Genomic DNA, 25,696 nt, shown 5'->3' with positions numbered 1-25,696 from the left:
CTCTCGTGTCCTGGTGAACGACCGATCGATCAGTTTGAAACCGGCTGCCTCAATCGCGCCCGCTTGCGCGCACGCTGGCGTTCGCGCATCGCGGCCCAGCGCTCGGCCAGGCAGGAGAAGATCACGTACAAGGCCGGCGTACTGAGCAAGGTCAGGCTTTGCGAAATGAACAGGCCGCCGATCAGCGCGATACCCAACGGACGACGCAGTTCGGAGCCTTCGCCCAGACCGACGACAATCGGCACGGCGGCGAGGATCGCCACCATTGTGGTCATCATGATGGGGCGGAAACGCACGATGCAGGCTTCACGCACGGCATCGATCGGCGACTTGCCATGCTTGCGCTGCGCGACAAGGGCGAAGTCGATCATCATGATCGCGTTTTTCTTGACGATGCCGATCAACAGCACCAAGGCGATCTGCGCGATGATCGAAAGCTCGGTATCGGTCAACCACATCGCCATCAAGGCGCCCACGCCGGCTGCCGGCAAGGTGGACAGGATCGTCACCGGGTGGATCAGGCTTTCGTACAGCACGCCCAGCACGATATAGACGGTGACCACCGCAGCCAGCAGCAACCAGAGCATGCCGTTCTGAGACTGCTGGAAACGGCGAAAGTCGCCGCCCACGTTCAGACGGATATCGCCGGGCATGCGCATGCCGCTGGCCGTGCTTTGTACGATCAACATGGCCTCGCCCATACTCACGCCAGGCGCGAGATTGAAGCTCAGATCCATGGTGGTGTACTGATCTTCGTGCGTGATCATCGTCGGTGCCAGGCCGTCCATCTGCTTGGCCAGCGCCCTTAGCGGCACCATCTGGCCAGTGTTGGAAGCGACATAGATACGGTTGATCGCGTCAGGCGTCGCGGTCTGCGCCGGCAGCGCGTTGATCACTACCTTGTACTGGTTGATGTCCGAGTAGATCGTCGACACCTGGCGCTGACCGAAGGCGTTGTAGAGCGCGCCATCGATAGTGCCGATCGACACGCCCAGCTGCGCGGCGCGGTCGCGATCGATCACGATATTCTGGCGCAAGCCGGCGTCGTCGATATCCGAGCCGACATCGGTCAGCTTCTTGTTCTTCTTCAGCTCATTGACCAGCTTGGGAAGCCACTCCTCCAGCGCCTCCGGGTCGTTGCCTTGCAGCGACACCTGATACTGACCGCCCTGCGAGCTGCCGCCGGAACCGCCGCTGGGCAGGTCCTGAATCGGGCGCAGACGCAGATTGAGATCGGGATACGCGTTGGCCTTGGCGCTTAGCCGCGCCAGCGCGTCGAAAGTGGTATCCGTGCGCCCTTCGGCGCGCGTTCGCAGCTCGATATTGAAGCTGCCGCTGGTACCGGTACGACTGGTGCCCAGGCGCGAGCTCACCGCCTTGACGTCGGGGTCGGCGAGAATCATCTGGGTCAGGCGATCCAGACGATTGATGGTTTCACCGAACGACACCGTCGCGCTGGAGGTCGCGCGACCCGATACCAGACCCGTGTCCTGCGCAGGAAACAAACCGGTCTTGACCACACCGAACAGAAAGATCGTCACGCCGATCAATACCAGCGGCGTCAGCGACAACAGTAACGCGTGACGTAGCGAAAAATTCAATGCGCGCACATAGATGCGCAGCATGCCGTCCTGGATTTTCTCCAGCCGCTGACTCAGCCTCGACGTCTTGTCCGGCTCGACATGACCGTTGAGAAAACGACCGCATAGCGATGGCGTCAGGGTCAGCGATACCAGCGCCGACATGATGATCGCCGCCACCAGGGTCACGGTGAATTCGCGCATGAACAAGCCGCTGAAGCCGCTCATGAACAGCAACGGGATAAACACCGCCACCAGCGACGCGGTGATCGACACGATGGTAAAGCCGATTTCCTTCGCGCCGGCCAGGGTCGCTTCCAGTCGCGTCATGCCTTCGTCGATATGCCGAATGACGTTCTCGATCACCACGATCGCATCGTCGACGACGAAGCCGATGGCGATCACCAGCGCGAGCAAAGTGAGATTGTTGAGCGTGTAGCCGAGCAGATACATACACAGGAACGCGCCGGCCAGCGACAACGGCACTGCGATGCCGGCAATCAGCGTCGGCGCAAGGCGGCGCAGGAACAACGCCATCGTCAGCACGACCATGGCCAGGCTGATCAGCAAGGTGATCTGCACTTCCTTCAACGAATCGCGGATCGTCGGTGTGCCGTCAAAGTAAGGCGTGAGCACCGTGCCAGGCGACAGGTACGAGCGCAGGATCGGTAGCTGGGCGCGCACCGCGTCGACCGTGGCGATCACGTTCGCATCGGCTTTCTTGTACACATACATCAGCACAGCGGGTTTGCGCTGGAACCAGGCGGCTTGATAGGCGTCCTGCTGACCGGCGTAAACATGGGCGACATCGGAAAGTCGCACCGGGATACCGTTGTGCGTCGCCACCACCAGGTCAGCGTATTCCTCCGGCTTTTTCAGCTGGTCGTTCGCGGTAAGCGCGGTGGTGGTAATGCCGTTGGAAAGAAAGCCCAGCGGCGAGGTGACATTCGCCGCCGTCAACGCGTTGCGGATCTGATCCGGCGACAGGTTCATCGCGTTGAGCGCGCGCAGATTGAGATCGACGCGGATGGCTGGCGTCGCCGCACCGGCGATATCCACCGAAGCCACACCGTCGAGCTGACGCAGGCGCTGTGCGAGCAGCGAATCGGAAATATTGTAGAGATCGGCCGCCGACTGCGTATCCGAGGTCAGCGCGAACGCGATGATCGGGTCATCGTTGGGATTGGCCTTCTGGTAACTCGGCGGATTGTTCAGCCCGGCAGGTAGATCCGGCGCGGCGGAGTTGATCGCCGCCTGCACGTCGCGCGCGGCCGCATCGATATTGCGACCGTTGTCGAAAATCATGAAGACTGACGTGCCGCCCTCTGAACTGCGCGAGCGCATCGTATCGATGCCCGGCACCTGGCCAAGGTGGCGTTCCAGCGGCGCGGCAACGGTGGTGGCCATCGTGCTGGCATCGGCGCCGGCCTGCGAGGCCTGCACGAAGATCACCGGAAATTGCATATCCGGCAGCGCGGCCACACCCAGCAGCGAATAGCAGATGATGCCCAGCACAAACATGCCCACGGCCAGCAGGAACGTACCGATCGGGCGGCGGATAAACGGGCCGGAAATATTCATCGTTGTTTCAACGCACGACCTTTAGATCGGTTGAAGGGCGCTAATGGCCGTGGATAGCGACAGATTGCCTATCGCATGTTACGCCAGGACGGCTGGATGGCTAAGCGGGAATTGCCACTTGAGGGCATGACTTCTGGCAGGGCTATCTGGAGATGGGAGATGGGTAGCGGGGCGCACGGCCCCACGTTGCCTCAGCGGGGAGCATTGCGCCCCCACATCCCATTTCCCATCTCCGCTGTTACAGCGCCTGCTGCGCCTTGGCCAGCTCACGCCGCTCGCGGCGGACGCGCAGCCAGTCGGAGAAACGCTCCATGTACAGATAGATCACCGGCGTGGTGTACAGGGTGACCAGCTGCGACAGCAGCAGGCCGCCGACGATGGACACACCCAGCGGCTTGCGCAGCTCCGAACCGATGCCCGAACCCAGCGCCAGCGGCAGGGCGCCCAGCATGGCCGCCGCGGTGGTCATCATGATCGGGCGGAAGCGCAGCAGGCAGGCGCGACGGATGGCGTCCTGGGCACGCATGCCGGTGCGCTGGGCCTCGATCGCGAAGTCGATCATCATGATCGCGTTCTTCTTGACGATACCGATCAGCAATACGATGCCGACGATGCCGTCGACCGACAGACTCATACCGCACAGGATCAGCGCCAGCAACGCACCGACGCCGGCCGGCGGCAGCGTGGAAATGATGGTCAGCGGATGGATGTAGCTCTCGTACAGCACGCCCAGCACGATATAGATCACCACCACCGCAGCAAGCAGCAGCAGGACTTCATCGCCCAGCGAGGAGGAGAACTCCGCCGCCTTGCCGACGAACTGACCGCGCACTTGCGGCGGGAAGTTGAGCGTCGACTCGACCTCGTGGATCGCCTTGACCGCATCGGACAGTGAATAGCCCTGCGCCACGTTGAACGACAAGGTCACTGCCGGCAACTGCTGCTGATGGCTGATGACCAAGGGCGCCGCTGTCGCGGTGGCCGTGGCCAGCGAAGCGAGCGGAATCGTGCCGCCGCCGCCAACCTGGAAGCCGACGTTGCCGGTATTGCCGATGCCCGACGGCGTGGCCGAATTGCTCGAGGTGAGCTGGCCGAAGCTGGTGGCATTGGAACCGGTCAACGCACCATTGCCGTTGCCGCGCACGGTGAGCTGGTTGAGCAGCGCCGTGCTGGTGCGGAATTCCGGCGCGACCTCCAGCACCACGCGGTACTGGTTCAACTGGGTGAAGATGGTCGAGATCTGGCGCTGACCGAACGCGTCGTAAAGCGTGTCGTCGATGGTCTGCACCGGCACACCCAGGCGGCTGGCTTTTTCGCGGTCGATCACCAGCGACAACGAGTTGCCGCTATCGGCCAGGTTGTTGTCCACATCGGACAGTTCCGGCCGCTGACGCATCGCCTGCGTCATCTGGTTGGCGTACTTGGCCAGTTCGTCGGAGTTGAGATCCGACAACGAGTACTGGTACTCGGTCGCGGCCACGCGACTATCGAGCGTCACGTCCTGCACCGGCTTCAGATACAGCGCGACACCAGGAATGCCGGCAACCTCGTTCTGCAGGCGCGGCAGGATTTTTTCCAGGCTGTCGCGATCGCTGCGGTCTTTCAGCACGATGCTCAGCTGGCCCTGGTTAAGGGTCGGATTGATCGAACCGGCACCGATAAACGCGGCGACGCCCACTACCGCCTTGTCCTTGCGCAACGCTTCGGCGACGGCCTGCGTGCGTTGCTCCATCTGCGGGAACGCGACGTTCTGATCGGCTTGCACCACGCCGGTGATCATGCCGGTGTCCTGCTCGGGCAGCAGGCCTTTGGGGATGATGATGTAGAGAATGACGGTGACCACGACGGTGATCGCCGCCACGGTGATCGTGGTGCGCTGGTGATCGAGCACCCAGTCGAGCGTGCGCTCGTACACGCCGACCGTGCGCGTCCACAGGTTCTTCTTGCCTTCGGCTGCATGCTTCTCATGCACGTCATCGCCTTCGGGCAATGCATCGGCCTTGAGCAGGTAGGCGCACATCATCGGCGTCAGCGTCAACGACACCAGCATCGAGATCGCCACCGCAATCGTCAGCACCCAGGCGAACTCATGGAACAGGCGGCCGGTTACGCCGGGCATCAGCAGCAAGGGCAGGAACACCGCGATCAGCGACACGGTCAGCGACAACACGGTGAAGCCGATTTCCCTCGCGCCGATCTCGGCCGCTTCCTTGCCGTCCTTGCCCTGCTCGATATAGCGCACGATGTTTTCGATCATCACGATCGCATCGTCCACCACGAAGCCGGTGGCGACGGTAAGCGCCATCAGCGAGAGGTTGTCCAGCGACATGCCGGTAAAGGCCATTACGCCGAATGTGCCCATCAACGACAGCGGTACCGCCACCGAGGGAATGATCGTGGCCCACAGGCGACGCAGGAACACGAAGATCACCGCCACCACCAGGAAGATGGTGAGGATCAGCGTGAACTGCACGTCCTCCACCGACGCACGGATGGTCACCGTACGATCGGCAAAGATATCCAGGTGCACGTCCGCCGGCAGCACGCTGCGCAACTCGGGCATCAGCGCGCGGATGCGCTCGACCGTCTGCACGATATTGGCGCCGGGCTGGCGACGGATGTCGAGCAACACCGCCGGCTTGCCGTTGGCCCATGCGGCGAGCTGATCGTTCTCCACGCCGTCGACCACGCTGGAGACATCGGACAGTCGCACCGGCGCGCCGTTCTTGTAGGCGATGATGGTGCTCTTGTATTCGGCCGCGTCGCTGAGCTGGTCGTTGGTACCGATGCTGTAGGACTGCGTCTTGCCGTTCAACGTGCCCTTGGGCGCGTTGACGTTGGCCTGGGTCAGCGCACTTCGCACATCTTCCAGGGTCAGGCCCAGATTGGACAGCTGCGCCGGATTGACCTGGATGCGCACGGCCGGACGCACGTTGCCGGCGATCGACACCAGGCCCACGCCCTGCACCTGCGAGAGCTTCTGCGCGAGGATCGAATCGGCGTAGTTGTTGACGTCGCGCAGCGGCAGGCTTTCGGAAATCAGCTTGAGCGTGACGATCGGCGCGTCGGCCGGATTGACGCGGTTATAGACCGGCGGATACGGCAGGTTGTTCGGCAGCGTGCCCTTGGCCTGGCTGATCGCCGCCTGCACGTCCTGCGCGGCGATATCGATGTCGCGATCCATCGAGAACTGCAGCACGATGGTCGAAAGACCCGCCGACGAATCGGAGGTCATCATGCTCAGGCCGGAGATCTGGCCGAAGTTGCGCTCCAGCGGCGTGGTGATCAGCGCCGCCATGGTCGATGCGCTGGCGCCCGGGTACTGCGTGGTCACCACCAGGCTGGGGGCGTCGATTTCCGGCAGCGCCGACACCGGCAGCTGGCGATAACCGAGGATACCCAGCAGCAACACCGCCACCATCAGCAGCGATGTAGCGATCGGTCGGCGGATGAAAAGGGTGGAGAAGCCCATGGGGTTAGTTGACCGTCAGTGGTTGGGGAGGCGCGCTCATGCGCAGCCGCGTGTCCGTATTACCTGGAGCTGGGAGATGGGTTGTGGGGGCGCAAGTCCGCAAGGTTTTTGCATCCCCCGGGTTGTGCAAGCGCACGACTGTTGCGCCTCCGCTACCCGTCTCCCATCTCCCGCGTCTCATCACCGTCCGCCGCCACCGCGACGACCGCCCTTGCCGTCCTTCTTCGCCTTCTGCAGTTCTTCGTCGGTCGGCGCGGCGGGGACTTCACCGGGCTTGAGCGGCTTGATCTTGCTGCCTGGCTTCAGGCGGAACTGACCTTCAGTGACGACCTGGTCGCCTTCTTTCAGGCCGGTACCGATCATCACGTGGCTGTCGCCGACTTCGGCCGTGGTCTTCACCGCCTGCATCTTGACCGTGTTGTCGGCCTGCACCAGATAGACATAGTCGCCATCGGGACCGCGCTGCACCGCTTGCGCCGGAATCACCAGGCCGCCGTTGACGGTATTGACCTTCAGCTGCACGTTGACGAACTGGCCCGGCCACAACGCGGAGGTCGCATTCGGAAATTCCGACTTGAGGCGGAACGTGCCGGTGGTGACGTCGATCTGGTTGTCGACCACCTTCAGCACGCCGTCGTTGGCAATGGTGTGCGCATCGGCGCGATCGAGCGCGGCCACTTCGAGCGGCAGGCCCTTGGTCATCGCTTCGCGCACCACTTCGAGATTCTGCTCGGGCAGCGAGAACATCACATTGATCGGGTGCAGCTGGGTCAGCGTGACGATGGCACTGGTGGTGGTGACCACGTTGCCCGGATCGACCGCGCGGATACCGGCCACGCCATCGATCGGCGAAAGGATCTTGGTGAAGCCCAGCTGCACCTTGGCGCTGTCGATCGCGGCATCATCGGCTTGCACAGTGGCCTGGTTCTGGCTGACCGTGTTGCGCAAGGTGTCCATGTCCTGCTTGGAGATGTAGCCCTTGGTGCCCAGGTCGACGCTGCGATCCAGATTGCTCTTGGCTGTCAAAAGCAAGGCCTGGTCCTGCTGCTTCTTGGCAACGGCCTGCTGATAGTTGGCCTGGAAGGTACGCGGGTCGATTTCGGCAAGCACGTCGCCGGTCTTGACCTCCTGGCCTTCCTTGAAATTGATCCTGAGCAGCTGACCGGTGACCTGCGGGTTGATCGTCACCGTGTTGAGCGCCTGCACCGTACCGAGCGCCGTCAGGAAAATCGGCACATTCTGCTTGGTGACGGGCACCACGGTGACAGGCACCGGCGGTGCATCCTTATTATTGTCGCCGCCGGCATCCTGTGCCTGTTCTCCACCGCGATGACGGCCGCCGCCCGCACTGTCCTCGCCCGAAGGCTTATGCAGCATGCGGAACCCCACGAAACCGACCACGATCACCACAATGGCGATCAGCGCGATCTTCCAAAAACGCGACATGTAGAGCTCCCAAATATTAGACGGCGGGCCACCCGACCCCACCTGGCGCGGCGTGCGCCCGTTTTTACGTTGGGTGAAAGGATAGGGGCAGTGGAACGAGATTTGACAATGCCGGTTGACATGGGTGGTGCATGACCGATGGCAGGGCCAATCCCCTCTCGTGCCTTGTTCTGACCTATCTCGCTACGAATAGTTGCCCAACAATGTGACGTCCAGATGCGCAGTGTAGGCTGAACCAGCTGCAAACTTCGCGCGGGCTTCGTCTATACTCTGAGGCTTGTTGCCCGGGGACAGCTTGTCCGGGGGAGCGGCAAGTAAGCATAGCCTCGGTCTGACGCCACGCTAACGGTGTGCAACGGCCCGATGCCCGCCGACTTTACTTTTGACTGGAGTAATTGCGTGAGCGGTTCCATGAGCAAATCCGACCAGAGCTTCATGCGCAGCTTTTCGCTGCTGATCGTGGGCCTGGCCGTGCTGACGTTGCTGTTGATTGGCCTGGCCTGGACGATCTATGACCACGAGCCTAAAGAAGTCGACCCCAGCGCCCAGGCGCAAGTAGACGCTCGCATCGCGCCCAACGGCGCCGTATACGCCGGCAATACCGGCCGTGCCGCCATGCTGGCCGCGCAGGAAGCCGCCGCCAAGGCCGCCGCGTCCCAGGTCGCTTATGGCGGCACCAAGGATGGCAAGACGATTTACGACAACCTCTGCCATAGCTGCCATACGGCCGGCGTGGCCGGCGCGCCGAAACTTGGCGACAAGGCTGCCTGGGGTCCGCGCATCGCCGAAGGCCTGGACACCCTGGTCAAGCACGCGATCGAGGGCTACAAGGGCCCTGATGGCAACATGATGCCGGCCAAGGGCGGCAATCCGTCGCTGACCGACGAGCAGGTCAAGGCCGCGGTGACCTGGATCACTCAGCAGGCCAAGTAAGCCGCGCCGCTCTACCGATTCGAACGACGCCGCCTTGGGGCGGCGTTGTCGTTTCTAAGGCAGCCCACGCTCGGCACGCCATTCGCGCGCAAAACGCTGAAGCCGTGGGAAAAATGCCTCGAATCGCTGCTGCAACGGCTGGCGCAACGCCTCCAGTACCGGCAACGACTGCGCCAGCGGATTGGCCCGCCGCAGTCGGCGCGAAATGCCGCCCAACGCCCGGCCGATCTCCGCCGGGTCGGCATAGCCCGCGGGCAGGCCGTGCGTCTCCATATATACAAGGAATCGTTTCAGATCCGGCGGCAGCAGCGGCTCGTGGCGATAGAGCAGATCGCGTAGCGCCGGGGAGAACAGGTGCAGGGGTTGCCCACTCCAACGCAGGAAATCGCGAGCGAGGCAATGGTCGAACCACATGTCGAGCAAAATCCCCGCGTAGCGGCGATAGGGGGCCTCGAACAGGGCGCGCGCCGCGATCACTTCCGGATGACTGTCGGTATAGACGTCGATGGCGCGATGCAGGCGGACACCGTCGATAGCCCCTTCGGGCAGGCGCAGCGCCTCGGGCGGTCCGTGCACGAAATCGCCAAGCATGCCGCCCAGTTGCATCAGCTCGTCGTCGCCCGCGAGCAAGGCATGGGCAAGGTGGTTCATCGTCGCGGCGCGGCTCGTCCGGTCGCCGGGGCGGTTATCATTCCGGTCATGAACATCCTGGCGCTTCCCGCAGACCCCGACAGTTTTCCCGATCAGGCCGCCAGCTTCGCGCTCAACGGCCCGGCCGGCAAGCTCGAAGTCATCAGCGACGTGGCCGAGCGTCCTGGTGCGCGCCGCGGTACGGCGATCGTCTGCCATCCGCATCCGCTGCAAGGCGGCACCATGCATAACAAAGTGGTCACGATGGTCGAGCGCAGCCTGCGCGAATCGGGCCTGGATACGCTGCGCTTCAATTTTCGCGGTACCGGCGAGTCCGAAGGCAGCTACGACGACGGCAATGGCGAGGGCGACGACCTGGCCGCGGTCGCTCAGTGGGTACGCAGGCTACGCCCGGACGACGCATTGTGGCTGGCCGGTTTCTCGTTCGGCAGCTATGTCTCGATCCGCAACGCGGTGCGTTTGCACGCCGACGCGCTGATCAGCATCGCACCGCCTGCCGGGCGCTGGCCATTCGACACGGTCGAGTTGCCCACCTGTCCCTGGCTGGTCGTACAGGGCGAAGACGACGAAATCGTCGATCCGCAGGCCGTATTCGACTGGATCGACGCCATGGAGCATCCGCCGGAACTGGTGCGCATGCCCGAAACCAGCCACTTCTTTCATCGCCGCCTGATGGATCTGCGCGGTGCGATCAAGCACTCGATCCGCGATTGGCTACCGCCTCAAAGGAGTTAAGGATGCGCCTTTTTCTGATTGCCGCTGCGCTGCTGGCGCTACCGCTGGCCGCAAACGCAGCGAGCTTCGACTGCAGCAAGGCCGCCACGCCCGCGGAAAAAGCCATTTGCGGCGATGCCGATCTGTCCAAGCTGGACAGTGATCTCAATAGCGCCTTCATCAGCGCCATGTCGGCCGCTGCCAACCCTGACAGCTTGCGCAGCTCGCAGCGCGACTGGCTCAAGCGTCGCAACGCCTGCGGCGGCGACACCGCGTGTCTTCAACGTGTTTACCAGGAACGCCTGGATCGTCTGCAGAACACCGCCAGCACGGCGCGTACCGGCGATGCGCGCTGGGTGCAGGTATGGCAGCTCGACAACGACAACCCGTCGGCCAGCAGCCAGATCAGCATCACCGGCAAACCGCCGGCGCTGAAGTTCAGCATCGAGGCGAACAACGGCGGCAACAGCGGTGCACTGGAAGGCAAGATCGTGCTGAAGAACGACCGCGCCACCTATCGCGACAAGGACGGCTGCCAGCTCGATTTCGTGCGGGTCGGGCAACGACTGACCGTGCGCCAGAACCAGAACGATTGCGGTGCGGGCAACGGTGTTTATTACGGCGGCAACTACCTGCCGGCGAGCGCGATCGCGGCCAAGCCAAAAGCATCGTTGGTCAGTCTGAAGGTGCTCGACGCGAACCAGGACGCCGTCGCGCGAAAGTTGCTGGGCGAGGATTATCAGAACCTGCTCGACACCATCAATATGCAGGGCGAGATCGACGACAAGGACGGCCTGGGCGCGAAGGTCGGCGATTATTTCGTGCGCGGCCTGGCCAATACCAATGCCGCGGTAGTGATGCGCAAGGGTGATCAACTCTGGATCGGCCTGCTGGTGTTCGACAAGCAGAACAACTCGCGTATGCGCTACTACACCAATGTACCTGCCTGGAAAAAGCGTCTGCCGAAGACGATTCAGGCGTGGCATGACGAGCGTGACTCAACGTTGCCGGTCGATTACATGCCTTGAATTAAACATCCTCTCCTACGTCGTCATCCCGGCGAAGGCCGGGATCCATTCCTCAGTCCTCGCCTGTCAGACGACCTTTGGCAAGCGGCCACTTAGAGGAGTAGATCCCGGCCTTCGCCGGGATGACGGTGGTTTCTTTCAGCCATACGAATTATCCGGTAGACCATGAGCGACATCCCCCTCTCCCCCAGCGCGCGTTACCAGGAAGGTATCGCGGCACATCGCTGGGAAGCCGATCCCGCGCAGCAGGCGCTGCTGCCCGAGTTCGATCGCTTGTATGCATCGCTCTGCGAAACCAGGCAGGACAACAGCGGCTTCTTCGGAAAGTTGAAATCGCTGCTCGGCAACGAATCGTCGGAGCCCGTGCCCGGCTTGTACCTCTGGGGCAGCGTCGGTCGCGGCAAGACGTTTCTGATGGACCTGTTCGTGTCGAGCCTGCCACCTGGCGTGGCATTGCGCCGCCACTATCACCGCTTCATGGGCGAGGTGCATGAGCGTCTGCGCGAACTGGGCGAGCGCCAGGATCCGCTGATCGAAGTGGCCGCCGGTATCGCGCAGCGGTGTCGCGTCCTGTGCCTGGACGAGTTCCTGGTCAACGACATCGGCGATGCGATGATTCTTGCCACCCTGCTCGACGCCTTGTTCGCCCGCGGCGTCACGCTGGTGACGACGTCGAACACCGCGCCAAAGAATCTCTACAAGGACGGCCTGCAACGCGCCCGCTTCCTGCCGGCGATCGCCTTGCTCGAACAGCGCTGCCACGTGGTGGAAATGATCTCCAGCCGCGACTGGCGCCTGCGTGCGCTATCGCAGGCACCGGTGTATCACACGCCGCCGAGTGCAGAAGCCGAGCGCGCGCTGTCGAAGATCTTCACCACGCAGGCCGTCGGCGATGTTGTCGAGGGTGGCGATATCGTCATCAACGATCGACCGATTCCCTTGCGCAAACGCGCCGACAATATCCTCTGGTTCGAATTCGATGCGCTCTGCGAAGGGCCGCGCGCTGTGTCCGACTACATTGAACTGGCTAAAGCCGGACCGGCGATCATCGTCTCCAACGTGCCGCAATTTACCGTCTACAGCGAGGACGCGGCCAAGCGCTTCGTGCTGCTGGTGGACGAGTTCTACGACCGTCACGTCAAGTTGATTCTTTCCGCTGCCGCACCGATCACCGAGCTGTACGATGGCGAACGCTTGCGCGCGGAGTTTGGTCGTACCGAATCGCGCCTGATCGAAATGCAGAGCGAGGCGTACCTGGCGCTCGATCACCGATCCGATTGAACGCAAGATCCTAGGAGGCAACACCATGCTCAGCCTGATAAGCCTCGCCCTGCTGATGGGCGCGCCGCAAACGCCGGCCGTGGACGACTTCTCCACGCGCGTCACCCGCGCGAAGCTGGCCGAAGGCGCGGCCACCGGTCCCGCCTACCAGAAGCTGTTCTGGGACAAGACCGGCGATCCGATGACCGACACGCTCAAGGGTTGCATCAAGAGCAACGCGCCAGCAGACAAGTCGCCTTTCACGCTGGTGGCCGATATCTCGCCGGATGGCCATCCGCTACGGGTGGACGTGCGCGTGCCCACACCCGTGGCCAAGTGCGTCGCCGGGCAATTCTCGGCCTGGACGTTCCCCAAGCCACCGGTGCAACCCGGTCAGACGGATTACCCGATCGAGATCGACGTCAGCGTCGTGCCCTGAGCCCGGTCCATGACGTCTGCCGCCACGCCGCGCTCGCGCAAGGAAAGCTTCAAGGCCATCGTGCGGGTGGTCAGCGGCAATTTTCTCGAGATGTACGACTTCATGGTCTATGGCTATTACGCCCCGGCCATTGCACGTGCGTACTTTCCGAGCCATAGCGCCTATGCCTCGCTGCTTTTGACCCTGCTCGCCTTTGCCGCCGGCTTTGTGATGCGGCCGGTGGGCGCGATCGTGCTGGGGGCTTATATCGACCATCACGGCCGCCGCAAGGGTTTGATCCTTACCTTGTTGTTGATGGCTGTCGGCACGCTGCTGGTCGCCGCCGTACCCGATTACGCGACGATCGGTGTGCTCGCGCCCCTGCTGGTGCTGGCCGGTCGGCTGCTGCAAGGTTTTTCCGCCGGCGTGGAGCTGGGTGGCGTCTCGGTTTATCTCAGCGAAATCGCGCGGCCCGGCCAGCGTGGCTTCTATTGTTCGTGGCAATCGGCCAGCCAGCAGGTCGCCGTGGTGTTCGCCGCGTCGATCGGCCTGCTGCTGCAGTACTGGATGCCTCCGGCGACCATCGACCGCTGGGGCTGGCGCATTCCGTTTCTGGTGGGTTGCCTGATCGTGCCGTTCCTGTTCGTCATCCGCCGCTCGCTGGAAGAGACCGAGGAGTTTCTTTCGCGCCGGCAGCCAAGCTTTGGCGAGATCTACCGCTCGATGCTCGCGCATGGGCGCATCGTGCTGATCGGCGTCGCCCTGGTCATGATGACGACGGTGTCGTTCTATCTGATCACCGCCTATACCCCGACCTTCGGCAGCGAGGTGTTGAAGCTGTCCACCTTCGACGTGTTCCTGGTGACGCTGTGCGTGGGCGTCTCCAATTTCATCTGGCTGCCGATCATGGGCGCGCTCTCCGACCGCATCGGTCGCCGCCCGCTGCTGCTGGCCTGCACCATGCTGGCGCTGCTGACCGCTTATCCGGTACTGCGCTGGCTGGTCGCGGAGCCCGGCTTCGGCCGGTTGCTCGTGGTCGAGCTGTGGCTGTCCTTTATCTATGCCAGCTACAACGGCGCCCTGGTGGTGACCCTGACCGAGATCATGCCCGCCCAGGTCCGCACCACCGGCTTTTCGCTGGCCTATAGCCTGGCCACCACCCTGGGCGGCTCCAGCCTGGCCATATCGCAATGGCTGATCCATACCACCGGCGACAAGGCGGCGCCCGGCCTGTGGCTGTCCTTCGCCGCGCTATGCGGCCTGGTGGCAACCTGGCTGGTGTTCCGGGACCCGCGTAGCCGGGGCATGCATCGGGGCTAGGCCCGGACCGGGCCAATGACAGGCGATTCGTACAAAGCTGCAAATTCCTGCAAGCGCCTGAACAGGCTGCTTCGTTTGTATTTATCCACCGGCTTATCCACAAATTATTGGGTTGACCAGACCCCTGGACCCCGATATGTTGTGCCTCGTCGGTGCCTTTCTCAGACCCACGGTCGGATCGGCTTAATAGGGAATCCCGGTGAAAATCCGGAACTGCCCCGCAGCGGTAAGTGGAAACGAACACCCCCATCGCACTGGCCGGTAAGGCTGGGAAGCGGGGGCAAGTAGGTGGATCGCCCGGAATGATCCTCGTCCACGAGTCCGAAGACCTGCCGACACATCGCGGCCTGCCGCCGCGGTGAGTGATGGCGGCTTCCGCGGGGAAGCGCGTCGTGGACGCGGGGCACCTAGCCTCGCCATACGACCGTTCGCGGAACCCTTACATCACACCTTTCAGCCCTGCGCGCGGGAGCAGGCGAAACGAACTTTTTTGCTGGAGCGCTGCCGCCATGCAACCTCTCGATACTTCCACGCGCGAACGCCTCGTCGGTCGCGTGGACGCTTCTCCTTTCTCCGCCGATGCTGCCAGCACCGGCTCGACCTCCCCTGCCGCAACGGAAACTCCGTTTGCGCTGACGCCACCGCACAACCCGGGCCAGATGCGCGTGACCAAGCGCAACGGTGGCCAGGAGATCGTCGACGTCAACAAGATCGTGCGCGCGGTCACCCGCAGCGGCGAGGGCCTGCACGGGGTCGACCCGCTGCGCGTCGCCCTGAAGACCATCGGCGGCCTTTACGATGGCGCCACCACCCAGGAGCTGGACGAACTGTCCATCCGTACGGCCGCGGCGCTTACCGCCGAAGAGCCGGAATACGGCCAGCTCGCCGCGCGCCTGCTCGGCGCCTTTATCGAAAAGGAAGTCAGCGGCCAGGAAATACAGAGCTTCTCGCAGTCGATCGCGCGCGGTGCCGAGCTGGGCATCCTCAATGCACGTCTGCGTGACTTTGTCGTCGCCAATGCGCGCAAGCTCAACGATGCGATCGATCCGCTGGCCACGCGCCGCTTCGAATACTTCGGCCTGCGCACGGTGTACGATCGCTACCTGCTGCGTCATCCGCAACAGCGCAAGGTGATCGAGACGCCGCAGCATTTCTTCATGCGCATCGCCTGCGCGCTCGGCGGCAACGACATGGGCGAGACGCTGGAGCTGTATCGCCTGCTCTCGTCGCTCGAATACATTGCGAGCTCGCCGACGCTGTTCAATGCCGGCACCTCGCACGAGCAGTTGTCTTCGTGCTTCCTGCTCGACTCGCCGACCGATTCGCTCGAATCGATCTACGAGAAGTACGGCGACGTCGCCAAGCTGTCCAAGTTTGCCGGCGGCATTGGCCTCGCCTACTCGCGCGTGCGTTCGCGCGGTTCGCTGATCAAGGGCACCAACGGTCATTCCAACGGCCTGGTGCCGTGGCTGAAGACGCTGGACGCCTCGGTCGCTGCAGTGAACCAGGGCGGCAAGCGCAAGGGCGCGGCCTGCGTGTACCTGGAGCCGTGGCATGCGGACATCGAGGAGTTCCTCGAACTGCGCGACAACACCGGCGACGATGCGCGTCGCACGCACAACCTCAATCTGGCCAACTGGATTCCCGACGAATTCATGCGCCGCGTCGAGACCGACAGCGACTGGTCGCTGTTCGACCCGAAAGTGGTGCCGCATTTCGTCGATAGCTGGGGTGAAACCTTCGAGCAGGCCTATCGCGACGCTGAAGCGGCCGGGCTGGCCGTCAAGAAGGTCAAGGCGCGCGAGCTGTACGCCCGCATGCTGCGCACGCTGGCGCAGACCGGCAACGGCTGGATGACCTTCAAGGACCGTTCGAACGCCACCAGCAATCAGACGGCCAAACCCGAGAACGTCATCCATCTGTCCAACCTGTGCACCGAGATCCTGGAAGTGACCTCGGCCGGCGAAACGGCAGTATGCAATCTCGGTTCGATCAATCTCGCCCGTCATGTGGTCGACGGCGCGGTCGATTTTGCCAAGCTTGCCGCTACCGTGCGTACCGCCGTGCGTCAGCTCGATCGTGTGATCGATCTCAACTTCTATCCGATCGACACCGCCGCCACCGCCAACCGCAAATGGCGTCCGGTCGGCCTGGGCGTGATGGGCCTGCAGGACGTGTTCTTCAAGCTGCGTCTGCCGTTCGATTCGAGCGAAGCGCTGGCCCTGTCCACGCGCATCGCCGAGGAGATTTATTTCAATGCGCTCGACGCATCGAACGAGATCGCACAGAAGCAGGGCGCGCACCCGGGCTTCGATGAAAGCCGCGCCGCCAATGGCGAACTGCAGTTCGACTACTGGCCGCAGGCCAAGCCGAACGATGTGGCACGCTGGGATGCCTTGCGCGAGCGCATCAAGACCCACGGCCTGCGCAATTCGTTGCTGATCGCGATCGCACCGACCGCAACCATCGCCTCGATCGCCGGTTGCTACGAGTGCATCGAGCCGCAGGTGAGCAACCTGTTCAAGCGCGAGACGCTGTCGGGCGACTTCCTGGTGGTCAACCGCTACCTTGCCGATGAGCTGAAAACGCTGGGCCTGTGGACGAGCGAAGTGCGCGACGCGATCAAGCTGGCCGACGGTTCGATCCAGGGCATCGCCGCGATCCCCGAGCGCCTGCGCCTGATCTATCGCACGGTGTGGGAACTGCCGCAGAAGGCATTGATCGATCTTGGCGCCGCACGCGGTGCGTATATCGACCAGAGCCAGTCGCTGAACCTGTTCATGGAAAATCCGAACATCGGTCAGTTGAGCTCGATGTATATGTACGCGTGGAAGTCGGGGATCAAGACGACGTATTACCTGCGTTCGCGGCCGGCTACCAAGATTGCCAAGACGACGGTTTCGGCGCCGACCGCTAAGGTAGAAGCGCCGATGGTGGATGCGCAGGAGTCGGCGACGGCTGCTGTGTTCTGCTCGCTCGAGAACCCCGAGTACTGCGAAGCCTGCCAATAAAACCTCACGTCGCCCCGGCGAACGCCGGGGCCCAGCGTCTTTCACGCTTGCGGCAAAGTTGAAAGGCACTGGGTCCCGGCGTTCGCCGGGACGACGGTCAGGTGATGTCGTCGTAGAGATCGCGCCAATAAGGGTTCATGGCCTCGATAAGCTCAAGCTTCCAAGCGCGCCGCCATTTCTTCAATGTTTTCTCACGCTTGATCGCCGACTCCATCGTGTCATGCAACTCATACCAAACCAGATCATGCACTCGGTAGCACGCCGTGAATCCAGCAACAAATTCACCACGATGCTGCCAAACCCGCCTCACCAGATTCGACGTAACACCCACATATAACGTTCCATTTCGTCCACTGGCAAGCATGTAAACGCAAGGTTCTCGCGACATGCCCCTATGATCGTCCAAGAACAAAAATGCATTCAGTCGCTCCATGTCGCCTCTGTTCGTCGTCCCGGCGAACGCCGGGACCCAGCGACTTCCGACACATCTATTTGATTTGAAGGCCACCCATGTCGACCCAAAACAAACCACAACACATCCTCGACCCGGGCTTCGAACTCACCTTGCGCCCCATGCGCTACCCCGAGTTCTACGAGATGTATCGCAATGCGATCAAGAACACCTGGACGGTGGACGAAGTCGATTTTTCGCTCGACGTCACCGACCTCAAGTCGAAGATGTCCGATGCGGATCGTCACCTGATTCATCGCCTGGTCGCGTTCTTCGCCACCGGCGACACCATCGTTTCCAATAACCTGGTGCTGAATCTCTACCAGCACATCAATGCGCCCGAAGCGCGCATGTATCTGTCGCGCCAGCTGTATGAAGAAGCGCTGCACGTGCAGTTCTATCTCACCTTGCTCGATACCTATATTCCCGACCCGGCCGAGCGCAACAAGGCCTTCGACGCGATCGAGAACATTCCATCGATCCGCCAGAAGGGCGAGTTCTGCTTCAAGTGGATCGACTCGATCCAGAACGTGCAGCGCCTGGAAACCAAGGAACAGCGCCGTCAGTTCCTGCTCAACCTGATCTGCTTCGCCGCGTGCATCGAAGGCCTGTTCTTCTATGCCGCCTTCGCCTATGTCTACTTCCTGCGTTCGCGCGGCCTGCTGCATGGCTTGGCCTCGGGCACCAACTGGGTGTTCCGCGACGAAAGCGGCCATATGGCGTTTGCGTTCGCGGTGGTGCGCAAGGTGCGCGAAGAAGAACCCGAATTGTTCGATGACGCGATGCGCACGCAGATCGAGCAGATGATGGAAGACGCCATCGCCTGCGAAACGCAGTTCGCGGCCGACGTGCTGTCCGGCGGCGTCGCCGGCCTTTCGGTCAACGACATGCGCCAATACCTCGAATACTGCGCCGACCAGCGTCTGGTCCAGCTCGACCTGCCCAAGAAGTACGGCACCAAGAACCCGTTCGACTTCATGGATCTGCAGGATGTGCAGGAAGTGACCAACTTCTTCGAGCGGCGCGTATCGGCCTATCAGGTCGGCGTGCAGGGCGAAGTGGCGTTCGATATGTCGTTCTGAGCCACTCGCCGCGCCTCTCCAGGACGGGCATACTTCTGCCCGTCGCCTCTATTGGCGACCCAACCAAAACGGGGAGCCAGGGATGAAGCGGTCTGTCGTGGTGTTGTTTTCTTTTATCTTCGCCGGCGCGGCCTTCGCTGCCGGTCCGGCGGCGGTGCGCAAGCGCGTCGAAGCCAGCATGCTGGTGACCGGCATGGTTCAAGTGGCGAGCAATGGCTCGGTCGCCTCCTACACCCTGGACAAGCAGGAGCGGCTGCCGCCGGTCGTGCTTGACCTGATCCAGAAGGCCACATCGGTCTGGCACTTCAAGCTCGAACCCATCAACGGCGTCACTTCGCCGGTAGCGGCCAAGATGTCCATCCGCATGCTGGCCAAGCCCATCGGTGACGACAACTACAACGTATCGATCGCGGCCGCGAATTTCGGCGAATATCACGCATCGAGCGATCAGATCAGTTACAAGGACCGCAAGCCACCGAGCTATCCGCAGGAGGCCGTGCAATCGCGCGTGTCCGGTACGGTCTATCTTGTCATGCGGGTGGGCCGCGACGGCAAGGTCGCCGATGTTGCCGTAGAACAGGTCAACCTCGATGTGGTCGACAGCGACAACGGCATGAAACACTGGCGCAAGGTGCTTGGCGACGCGTCGATGCGTGCGGCACGCGACTGGACCTATACCATTCCGACGACGGGTAAATTCGTCAACGCGCCGTATTACTTCACCCGCGTTCCGGTGAATTACGACCTGACCGTTGCGGGACAGCCCGAGCCGGATACTTATGGCAAGTGGGTCGGCTATGTCCCGGGCCCGAAGGAATCGATTTCCTGGCTCGTGCCCTACGAGCGCGACAAGCAGGTAGAGAAGTTCAATGACGCGCTACCCAATGGCGGCGCCTACCTGGTGGGCAGTGGCCTGACGCTCACTACACCACCGGGCAATACCTGATGTGCTGAAATCAAGCGGAGCATCCCAGACGATGCTCCGCTTGAGCGACTCAGGACCAGCTACTGTCGTCGAAATTGCTGTCGTCGAAGTCGTTATCGGCGAAATCGCTGTTGAAATCGTTATTCGTCGAGGCGAAGTTGTCGTTGCCCGACTGGCGATTGCCATCATCGTAGAAATTGTTCTCGGTAACGTTCTCGATCACCTGCGGCTGGCTTCCGCCGCCGAACAGGCCGCCGCCATGATGGCCACCCACCAAGCTTTCGATACCGTCGAACAGGAACATGCCGCCGGCGACACCGGCCGCGGTCGTGGCCGCACTGGCCAGGAAGCTCGGCGCGCCGCCTTGTTGCGGCTGCGGGGCAGCACCACCGCCAAACAGACGCTCACGCCAACCCGGCGCGGGAGCTTGCTGCGGCGGCATGGGCGGAGGTACCTGCTGCTGCGGTTGATTCCAGGCCGACTGGCCGCCGAGGAAGCTGCCGCCGCCTTGCTGCGCACCTGCTTGTGCCTGCAACTGGGCGATCTGCGCCTTGGCGCTATCGAGTGCGTGTTGCTGCAACAGGCTGCGCTGCACCAGCAGATAGAGCGCATCGGGGTGACCGGCGAGCTGCTGCTGAATCAGTGCATCTGCCTGCGGGTCCTTGCTGACGCCGCTCACAGCGGAGAGACGTTGCAGGAAGTCTTCGAGTAGCTGTTGTTCTTGCGGGGTCATGGCAAATCTACCTGTGGAGTACGGAGATGATAGGGGCGCCGACTGCCGGTTCAATGAACGCCGGCCCATCGTGCGGCGGCGTTCACCTTGCGGACAGTGCCGGAGCGGAGGCTTGAAAAACGCCGAAGTGTTCCACCGCCGCTCCGCAAAAACATGCGATCTTATTTAGCGACGCTGCCCTGCGCGCCCAGATTCAGAAACGGCAGGACACCGCTGCCGTAGTACGTCGGCAGCTCGCCGTTCCATTTCTCGATCGCCGACATCTGCAACACGTTCGGGTTCTGCCGCAACGCATCGCCCTTGAGCGAGATCGCCTTGGCCTCCGCTTCGGCAATGGTCAGCTGTGCCTGCGCCTTGCCTTGTGCTTCGGCCTCGACTTTCTGTGCTTCGGCTTGCGCTTGCGCCACCTCGTTCTGGCGTTGCTCGGCCATCTGGGTCGCCTGGATTTTTGCATTGATCGATTGCACGACGTTTTCAGGCAGGCGCAGCTCGCCGATCCAGTAGATCTTCTCGACCACGATGCCGACCGGGCCGACCTCATCGGTGACATCTTTCTGTACCGATTCGACCAGGCTGGCCTTGCCCTTGCCGTAGACCGATTCGATATCCAGGCTGGAGGCTTCCTTGACCAGCGCGTCGCGAATCATGTTGCGCAAGTAGATGTCGGTGATCTCGTCGATGCCCTTGCGGTACTTCTGAAAGATCAACGTGACCTTGCTCGGATCGATGTGATACGTGATACCCACGTCCCCGTTAACCGTCAGGCCCTGCGCGGTCTGGAAACTGATCGACTCGTCGACCGGACGGCCCTCGTTGCTCGATCGGGTAAACGTATAGGTCTGAGTAAAGGTCGGGAAGGTGTAGAGCTCGTACCCCCAACCTACCCAGTAGCGACCCGGCGGGAGTTCCTGCAAAGCGCCCTTGCCGTCGCCGTACATCTGAAACTTCACGCCGACGTTGCCCGACGGCACCTTGTCGCAGGCGGCCAGCAGAGCAAGCGAGGAGAGCAACAACGTGATTTTGGACAGACGTTTCATGGCTTATTTCCAATCCTTGTGACGAAGCATGTGGATAAAGAGCTGGTAGGCCCAGACGATGAGCAGAACCAGCAAGGCAAGACCGCCGATCACCGCAAACGTGTCCTGCGACGAAATCAACCGCGGACCGACAAAGCCCACGTAGAACACGAGACAAGCCACAAACCACCAGGGTTTGTTGAACACACGCCAGAACGATGCCTTCATGGTTTCTCCATAGACGACGCAACGTTGTTTCGCATGACGTAGAGGCGCACGAAGCCCCGGCGCTTCGCCATGTCGGTTAAAAGAAAGATAGGAACGAACACATACACGGCGCGCTGCGCCGCGGTGGCTTCACGTTCGTCGGAAGGGCCCCTAGCCCGTGGCAGCGATCGCACGCCGCATGTTGCGGCCGACCGGATCGAAGCGATGGAAGATGTTCAATGTAGCCTTCATAAGCGCACCCCATGCGCGCCCTGCGATGACAACGGTGCGGATTCTACTCCGGCTTTTTTTTGCTTGCATGGATTGTGGAATGTAATCACGTAACACGTGAAAAGCCCCGGGCGATGCCGGGGCTCTGCAAAAAAACCAACTCTAACTATGCGCCAACACTGAATGACTCTCTATCGCCTCAGTTTCCATCGTCATCCCGGCGAAGGCCGGGATCCAAACCTCCGTGCTCATGCTTGTTACATGCTGCCTGATAAGCGAAAACTGAGGGCTGGATTCCGGCCTTCGCCGGAATGACAAATAGGAGGTGTTCCTGGAGGTTATTGGGAGCTGCTTCTATAAAGGGTTGGAATTACACATTGACCCGCCGCATCATCGCTTCCGGATAACGTGTCCCTGCAGCAACATCGGCAGGGAACGTCGCCTCGATGTCGCGCAATTCTTCGTCGCTGAAATGCACACCGCAAGCAGCGACATTTTCCTCAAGATACTTGCGACGCTTGGTGCCCGGAATCGGAACGATGTCCTTGCCCTGTGCCAACACCCATGCAAGCGCGAGCTGTCCCGGCGTACAGCCCTTGCGTTCGGCCAATGCCTTCACCTTGCCGACCAGTTCGAGATTGCGCGTGAAGTTCTCGCCTTGGAAACGCGGGCTGTGGCGACGATAGTCGTCGGCATCGAAATCGTCAGGTGTGGTGATCTGCCCAGTGAGGAAACCACGACCAAGTGGCGAGTAGGCAACAAGACCGATCCCCAGACGGCGGCAGGTATCGAGCATGCCGTTGTTCTCGGGATCACGCGTCCACAACGAGTACTCGACCTGCAAGGCACTGATCGGGTGCACGGCATGCGCACGCTCGATGGTCTTGGCGCCCGCTTCGGAAAGGCCGAGGTAACGCACCTTGCCCGCCTTGACCAGTTCGGCCATGGCACCCACGGTCTCTTCGATCGGCACGTCCAGGTCGACGCGATGCTGGTAGTACAGGTCGATATGATCGACACCCAGTCGCTTAAGGCTCGCATCGCAAGCCTCGCGAACATACTCGGGACGACCGTTGACGCCGCGTGCCTGCGCGTTGTTCGGGTCACGCGTGAGGCCGAACTTGGTCGCCAGCACCACGCTGTCGCGACGTTCGCGAATGGTCTTGCCGACCAGCACTTCATTGGTATGCGGACCGTAGGCATCGGAGGTGTCGAGAAAATTGACGCCCAGTTCCAGCGCACGGTGAAGGGTGGCGATCGACTCGGCATCGTCGAATGCGCCGTAGAACTCGCTCATGCCCATGCAGCCCAGGCCTTGGGCGGACACCTTCAAACCTTGCGTACCGAGCGGACGTTGTTCCAGTTGAGTGTCGAGCATGGGTTCTCTCTTGAGGTGGGGAAGACCTGTGCATTTTTCGCTCAATCGGCTTGTCGATAAATACTCAATAATCGACAAGTCTGTTTCATCCTGATAAATAATCGCCATGGACCGTCTCCACGCCATGCGCGTCTTTGCCCGTATCGTCGAACTGCGCAGTTTCACCGCTGCCGCCGATGACATGAACCTGCCGCGCGCCACGCTGACTCACACGATCAAGCGGCTGGAGGCTGAGCTCGGCGTGCAGCTGCTGCAGCGTACGACCCGACGCGTCAACGTCACGCGCGATGGCGAAACGTATTACGCCCACTGCCAGCGCCTGCTGACCGACCTGGACGAGGTCGAGGCAAGTTTTCGCGATACCGTCCAGGGGCCGCGCGGCCGGTTGCGCATCGACCTGCCCGCTTCGCTTGCCCGCATGATGGTGATTCCCGCTTTACCGAGCTTTTACGCTGCTTATCCGCAAATCGAGCTGGACATCAGCACCGGCGATCGCTTCGTCAATCTGGTGCAGGAGGGTGTCGATTGCGTGTTGCGTATCGGCGAGCTGGCCGATTCGGAACTGGTCGGGCGACGGGTCGCCGTGCTGCCCCAGGTAACCGTGGCCAGTGCGGCCTATCTGCGCAAGCACGGGGTACCGGAAAATCTTGCCGATCTGCAGGAGGGTCACCTTGCGGTGAACTGGGCCTCGCCGACGACACGCCGCGCTGAGCCGCTGGAATTTCTGGTCAACCGCAAGAAGCGTGGCGTGATGCTGCCGGGGCGGATTACCGTGAGCAGTACGGACGCCTATATGGCGGCCTGTCTTGCCGGGCTCGGGATTGCACAGTTATCGCGCTACCGGATCAGCGAGCATCTGGTCAAAGGGCAGCTACGCGAAATTCTGCCTGCGTCGCCACCGCCGACACTGCCGGTGACGGTGTTGTATCCGCAGCAGAAGCGGCTGCCGACGCGGTTGAGAGTATTTGTGGATTGGTTGGTGGAACTGATGGCGACGGTTTAGTCCGACCTGCCCACGCCATGCCGCGCCACGTCCGACCCCATCGATTCGGCGGTCAACGGCGCCCCCATCTGGGCCAGCACGCCGCGCTGCTCGCCGAGCGGCAGACGCAACATCGCATCTTCATAGCGCGCCAGTGTCTGAAACGGCGTCAACGCCAGCACACGTGAAACAAATGCCGCAGCACGCGGCCAACGTGCCGCGTCGATCGCATAACGGACAAACGATGCGGTACGAAAATACGACGCCACGCTGATATCGGCGATCGACAGCTCGCCATACAGATAACCTTCGGCAGGCAGGAAGCCTTCCAGGTAATCCAGCGCCGCGGGGATATCCACCTCGCGCGCCTTGGCGACTACCGCCTCATCGGTTGTTTCACGAAACACATAGCGCTTGATCCCGAGCTGGTAGAACAAACGCCAGATCAACACATTCGCCAGATGTGTATCGGCGTACTCCTCCAGCCAGCGAGCTCGCGCACGATCGGCGATATCGACAGGATAGACCGACACCGCCGGGTACTTGTCTTCCAGGTACTGGCAGATCACCGAGGAATCGTTGAGCACCAGCTCGCCGTCGATCAATATCGGCACCCGCCGCAACGGGTTGAGTGCGGTGAAGCGATCGTCACCGACGAAGGGTGTGATCGGGTCGATCTCGTAGGCCAGTCCCTTGAGCTCCAGGCACACCAGCACTTTGCGCACGTACGGCGAAATGTAATTGCCGATGACCGTCAGCGAGTTCATACGATGTCGCCACCGGGCAACGGCGGTACGTCGGTCGGCGTACCGTTGGAGTCGAGCGCTACCATCACGAAGCGCCCCGTCGTGCAGACGCGACGATCGCCGGTGAGCGGGTCTTCGGCAGTCATTTCCACTTCCACATACATCGAACTACGGCCCACCTTGACCACCCGGGCCACCAGCTCGACCAGTTGCCCCTTGCGCACGGGCACGCGAAAGCTGACTTCCTCCGAACGAGCCGTGACGACAATGCGGCGGGCATGGCGCGAGGCGACGATAAAAGCCGCTTTATCCATCCAGGCCAGCGCCTGGCCGCCGAACAGGGTGCCCAGATGGTTGGTGTGATCCGGGAAGACCATTTCCAGCAAGCGGGCTTCGGGGAAGGCGGAGCTCATAGGCGGTTCCTGATATCTCGGTGGGCAACGCGTAGTTTGCCGGAACCGCGGTGCTGTCGCAGGACTTTCGGCAGGGGTCCGCCCCGTGGATGGGGGATTAGGATCGAGGGATTTGAAC

Annotated in this window: 21 protein-coding genes and 1 riboswitch; of the genes, 10 read left to right on the top strand and 11 right to left on the bottom strand. The window is 61.9% G+C overall.

Translation table 11 applies throughout. The annotated features are described in order from the left end of the window. Nucleotides 1-29 precede the first annotated feature (29 nt). The 3 genes from ACZ6WW_RS13245 to ACZ6WW_RS13235 all read right to left on the bottom strand — a co-directional run bounded on the left by ACZ6WW_RS13245 (nt 30) and on the right by ACZ6WW_RS13235 (nt 8,079). Nucleotides 30-3,161, bottom strand: a complete 3,132-nt coding sequence (locus ACZ6WW_RS13245) for an efflux RND transporter permease subunit (RefSeq protein ID WP_465274617.1) — start codon at nt 3,159-3,161, stop codon at nt 30-32. 238 nt (nt 3,162-3,399) lie between these two features. After that, on the bottom strand, nt 3,400-6,633 hold the full coding sequence (locus ACZ6WW_RS13240) for an efflux RND transporter permease subunit (RefSeq protein WP_465274616.1): 3,234 nt from the start codon (nt 6,631-6,633) through the stop codon (nt 3,400-3,402). Between the two features lie 180 nt (nt 6,634-6,813). Continuing rightward, nucleotides 6,814-8,079, bottom strand: a complete 1,266-nt coding sequence (locus tag ACZ6WW_RS13235; protein ID WP_465274615.1) for an efflux RND transporter periplasmic adaptor subunit — start codon at nt 8,077-8,079, stop codon at nt 6,814-6,816. A 411-nt stretch (nt 8,080-8,490) separates the two neighbouring features. Here ACZ6WW_RS13235 and ACZ6WW_RS13230 point away from each other — a divergent pair, with 411 nt between their 5' ends. Beyond that, nucleotides 8,491-9,012, top strand: a complete 522-nt coding sequence (locus ACZ6WW_RS13230) for a c-type cytochrome (RefSeq protein ID WP_281851497.1) — start codon at nt 8,491-8,493, stop codon at nt 9,010-9,012. 54 nt (nt 9,013-9,066) lie between these two features. Here the strand turns inward: ACZ6WW_RS13230 and ACZ6WW_RS13225 are convergent, their stop codons facing one another. Next, the gene (locus tag ACZ6WW_RS13225; RefSeq protein ID WP_465274614.1) at nt 9,067-9,663 is read right to left on the bottom strand and encodes an acyl carrier protein phosphodiesterase; all 597 of its coding nucleotides are present in this window, start codon (nt 9,661-9,663) and stop codon (nt 9,067-9,069) included. Nucleotides 9,664-9,711: 48 nt separating this feature from the next. Here ACZ6WW_RS13225 and ACZ6WW_RS13220 point away from each other — a divergent pair, with 48 nt between their 5' ends. The 6 genes from ACZ6WW_RS13220 (at nt 9,712) to ACZ6WW_RS13195 (ending at nt 17,414) form a co-directional block, all read left to right on the top strand. After that, nucleotides 9,712-10,398, top strand: a complete 687-nt coding sequence (locus ACZ6WW_RS13220) for an alpha/beta hydrolase (RefSeq protein ID WP_281852816.1) — start codon at nt 9,712-9,714, stop codon at nt 10,396-10,398. Nucleotides 10,399-10,400: 2 nt separating this feature from the next. After that, a complete protein-coding gene (locus ACZ6WW_RS13215; protein ID WP_465274613.1) occupies nt 10,401-11,405 on the top strand; it encodes a lysozyme inhibitor LprI family protein in 1,005 nt (334 codons plus the stop codon). Between the two features lie 165 nt (nt 11,406-11,570). Then, nucleotides 11,571-12,686: a cell division protein ZapE gene (gene zapE / locus ACZ6WW_RS13210; protein WP_465274612.1), complete on the top strand. Its 1,116-nt coding sequence runs from the start codon at nt 11,571-11,573 to the stop codon at nt 12,684-12,686. A gap of 25 nt (nt 12,687-12,711) precedes the next feature. Continuing rightward, nucleotides 12,712-13,104, top strand: a complete 393-nt coding sequence (locus tag ACZ6WW_RS13205; RefSeq protein ID WP_465274611.1) for a peptidase C13 — start codon at nt 12,712-12,714, stop codon at nt 13,102-13,104. A gap of 9 nt (nt 13,105-13,113) precedes the next feature. Beyond that, a complete protein-coding gene (gene tcuC, locus ACZ6WW_RS13200; RefSeq protein WP_465274610.1) occupies nt 13,114-14,403 on the top strand; it encodes a tricarballylate/proton symporter TcuC in 1,290 nt (429 codons plus the stop codon). A gap of 133 nt (nt 14,404-14,536) precedes the next feature. Then, nucleotides 14,537-14,754, top strand: a riboswitch (cobalamin riboswitch). A 158-nt stretch (nt 14,755-14,912) separates the two neighbouring features. Continuing rightward, a complete protein-coding gene (locus tag ACZ6WW_RS13195) occupies nt 14,913-17,414 on the top strand; it encodes a ribonucleoside-diphosphate reductase subunit alpha (RefSeq protein ID WP_465274609.1) in 2,502 nt (833 codons plus the stop codon). A gap of 97 nt (nt 17,415-17,511) precedes the next feature. Here ACZ6WW_RS13195 and ACZ6WW_RS13190 read toward each other — a convergent pair whose 3' ends face one another. Then, nucleotides 17,512-17,847, bottom strand: coding sequence for a GIY-YIG nuclease family protein (locus ACZ6WW_RS13190; RefSeq protein ID WP_465274608.1), 336 nt, complete (start codon nt 17,845-17,847; stop codon nt 17,512-17,514). A gap of 77 nt (nt 17,848-17,924) precedes the next feature. Between ACZ6WW_RS13190 and ACZ6WW_RS13185 the strand changes: the two genes are divergently transcribed. Together ACZ6WW_RS13185 and ACZ6WW_RS13180 are read left to right on the top strand one after the other, a co-directional pair. Further along, a complete protein-coding gene (locus ACZ6WW_RS13185; RefSeq protein WP_465274607.1) occupies nt 17,925-18,947 on the top strand; it encodes a ribonucleotide-diphosphate reductase subunit beta in 1,023 nt (340 codons plus the stop codon). An 82-nt stretch (nt 18,948-19,029) separates the two neighbouring features. Then, a complete protein-coding gene (locus ACZ6WW_RS13180) occupies nt 19,030-19,893 on the top strand; it encodes an energy transducer TonB (RefSeq protein WP_465274606.1) in 864 nt (287 codons plus the stop codon). A 49-nt stretch (nt 19,894-19,942) separates the two neighbouring features. Here ACZ6WW_RS13180 and ACZ6WW_RS13175 read toward each other — a convergent pair whose 3' ends face one another. The 4 genes from ACZ6WW_RS13175 to ACZ6WW_RS13160 all read right to left on the bottom strand — a co-directional run bounded on the left by ACZ6WW_RS13175 (nt 19,943) and on the right by ACZ6WW_RS13160 (nt 23,422). Then, complete coding sequence (locus ACZ6WW_RS13175; protein WP_465274605.1) at nt 19,943-20,605, bottom strand: DUF2076 family protein; 663 nt, start codon at nt 20,603-20,605, stop codon at nt 19,943-19,945. A gap of 161 nt (nt 20,606-20,766) precedes the next feature. Beyond that, complete coding sequence (locus ACZ6WW_RS13170) at nt 20,767-21,642, bottom strand: prohibitin family protein (protein WP_465274604.1); 876 nt, start codon at nt 21,640-21,642, stop codon at nt 20,767-20,769. Between the two features lie 3 nt (nt 21,643-21,645). Further along, nucleotides 21,646-21,849 (bottom strand): hypothetical protein, encoded by a 204-nt coding sequence (locus ACZ6WW_RS13165; RefSeq protein WP_465274603.1) that lies wholly within the window; start codon nt 21,847-21,849, stop codon nt 21,646-21,648. Nucleotides 21,850-22,429: 580 nt separating this feature from the next. Beyond that, nucleotides 22,430-23,422, bottom strand: a complete 993-nt coding sequence (locus ACZ6WW_RS13160) for an aldo/keto reductase (RefSeq protein ID WP_465274846.1) — start codon at nt 23,420-23,422, stop codon at nt 22,430-22,432. A gap of 121 nt (nt 23,423-23,543) precedes the next feature. On the opposite strand from ACZ6WW_RS13160, the gene ACZ6WW_RS13155 reads away from it, so the two are divergent. Further along, nucleotides 23,544-24,440, top strand: coding sequence for a LysR family transcriptional regulator (locus tag ACZ6WW_RS13155; protein ID WP_465274602.1), 897 nt, complete (start codon nt 23,544-23,546; stop codon nt 24,438-24,440). Here ACZ6WW_RS13155 and ACZ6WW_RS13150 read toward each other — a convergent pair. Then, complete coding sequence (locus ACZ6WW_RS13150; protein WP_465274601.1) at nt 24,437-25,186, bottom strand: glutathione S-transferase family protein; 750 nt, start codon at nt 25,184-25,186, stop codon at nt 24,437-24,439. The genes ACZ6WW_RS13155 and ACZ6WW_RS13150 overlap by 4 nt on opposite strands. Beyond that, entirely contained in the window at nt 25,183-25,578 is a 396-nt protein-coding gene (locus ACZ6WW_RS13145; RefSeq protein WP_281851484.1) for an acyl-CoA thioesterase, read from the bottom strand. The genes ACZ6WW_RS13150 and ACZ6WW_RS13145 overlap by 4 nt, the downstream gene beginning before the upstream one ends. Between the last annotated feature and the right edge of the window lie 118 nt (nt 25,579-25,696).

Source organism: Dyella sp. NPDC103356 (assembly GCF_055584465.1).
The sequence above is the reverse complement of the archived record's forward strand: the minus strand, read 5'-3'. Positions and strand labels throughout refer to the sequence as shown.

What these genes read in the sequence shown, in the direction of transcription:
- ACZ6WW_RS13245 (WP_465274617.1), bottom strand. Translation starts at nt 3,161, where the DNA reads ATGAATATTTCCGGCCCGTTTATCCGCCGCCCGATCGGTACGTTCCTG.
- ACZ6WW_RS13240 (WP_465274616.1), bottom strand. Translation starts at nt 6,633, where the DNA reads ATGGGCTTCTCCACCCTTTTCATCCGCCGACCGATCGCTACATCGCTG.
- ACZ6WW_RS13235 (WP_465274615.1), bottom strand. Translation starts at nt 8,079, where the DNA reads ATGTCGCGTTTTTGGAAGATCGCGCTGATCGCCATTGTGGTGATCGTG.
- ACZ6WW_RS13230 (WP_281851497.1), top strand. Translation starts at nt 8,491, where the DNA reads ATGAGCAAATCCGACCAGAGCTTCATGCGCAGCTTTTCGCTGCTGATC.
- ACZ6WW_RS13225 (WP_465274614.1), bottom strand. Translation starts at nt 9,663, where the DNA reads ATGAACCACCTTGCCCATGCCTTGCTCGCGGGCGACGACGAGCTGATG.
- ACZ6WW_RS13220 (WP_281852816.1), top strand. Translation starts at nt 9,712, where the DNA reads ATGAACATCCTGGCGCTTCCCGCAGACCCCGACAGTTTTCCCGATCAG.
- ACZ6WW_RS13215 (WP_465274613.1), top strand. Translation starts at nt 10,401, where the DNA reads ATGCGCCTTTTTCTGATTGCCGCTGCGCTGCTGGCGCTACCGCTGGCC.
- zapE (WP_465274612.1), top strand. Translation starts at nt 11,571, where the DNA reads ATGAGCGACATCCCCCTCTCCCCCAGCGCGCGTTACCAGGAAGGTATC.
- ACZ6WW_RS13205 (WP_465274611.1), top strand. Translation starts at nt 12,712, where the DNA reads ATGCTCAGCCTGATAAGCCTCGCCCTGCTGATGGGCGCGCCGCAAACG.
- tcuC (WP_465274610.1), top strand. Translation starts at nt 13,114, where the DNA reads ATGACGTCTGCCGCCACGCCGCGCTCGCGCAAGGAAAGCTTCAAGGCC.
- ACZ6WW_RS13195 (WP_465274609.1), top strand. Translation starts at nt 14,913, where the DNA reads ATGCAACCTCTCGATACTTCCACGCGCGAACGCCTCGTCGGTCGCGTG.
- ACZ6WW_RS13190 (WP_465274608.1), bottom strand. Translation starts at nt 17,847, where the DNA reads ATGGAGCGACTGAATGCATTTTTGTTCTTGGACGATCATAGGGGCATG.
- ACZ6WW_RS13185 (WP_465274607.1), top strand. Translation starts at nt 17,925, where the DNA reads ATGTCGACCCAAAACAAACCACAACACATCCTCGACCCGGGCTTCGAA.
- ACZ6WW_RS13180 (WP_465274606.1), top strand. Translation starts at nt 19,030, where the DNA reads ATGAAGCGGTCTGTCGTGGTGTTGTTTTCTTTTATCTTCGCCGGCGCG.
- ACZ6WW_RS13175 (WP_465274605.1), bottom strand. Translation starts at nt 20,605, where the DNA reads ATGACCCCGCAAGAACAACAGCTACTCGAAGACTTCCTGCAACGTCTC.
- ACZ6WW_RS13170 (WP_465274604.1), bottom strand. Translation starts at nt 21,642, where the DNA reads ATGAAACGTCTGTCCAAAATCACGTTGTTGCTCTCCTCGCTTGCTCTG.
- ACZ6WW_RS13165 (WP_465274603.1), bottom strand. Translation starts at nt 21,849, where the DNA reads ATGAAGGCATCGTTCTGGCGTGTGTTCAACAAACCCTGGTGGTTTGTG.
- ACZ6WW_RS13155 (WP_465274602.1), top strand. Translation starts at nt 23,544, where the DNA reads ATGGACCGTCTCCACGCCATGCGCGTCTTTGCCCGTATCGTCGAACTG.
- ACZ6WW_RS13150 (WP_465274601.1), bottom strand. Translation starts at nt 25,186, where the DNA reads ATGAACTCGCTGACGGTCATCGGCAATTACATTTCGCCGTACGTGCGC.
- ACZ6WW_RS13145 (WP_281851484.1), bottom strand. Translation starts at nt 25,578, where the DNA reads ATGAGCTCCGCCTTCCCCGAAGCCCGCTTGCTGGAAATGGTCTTCCCG.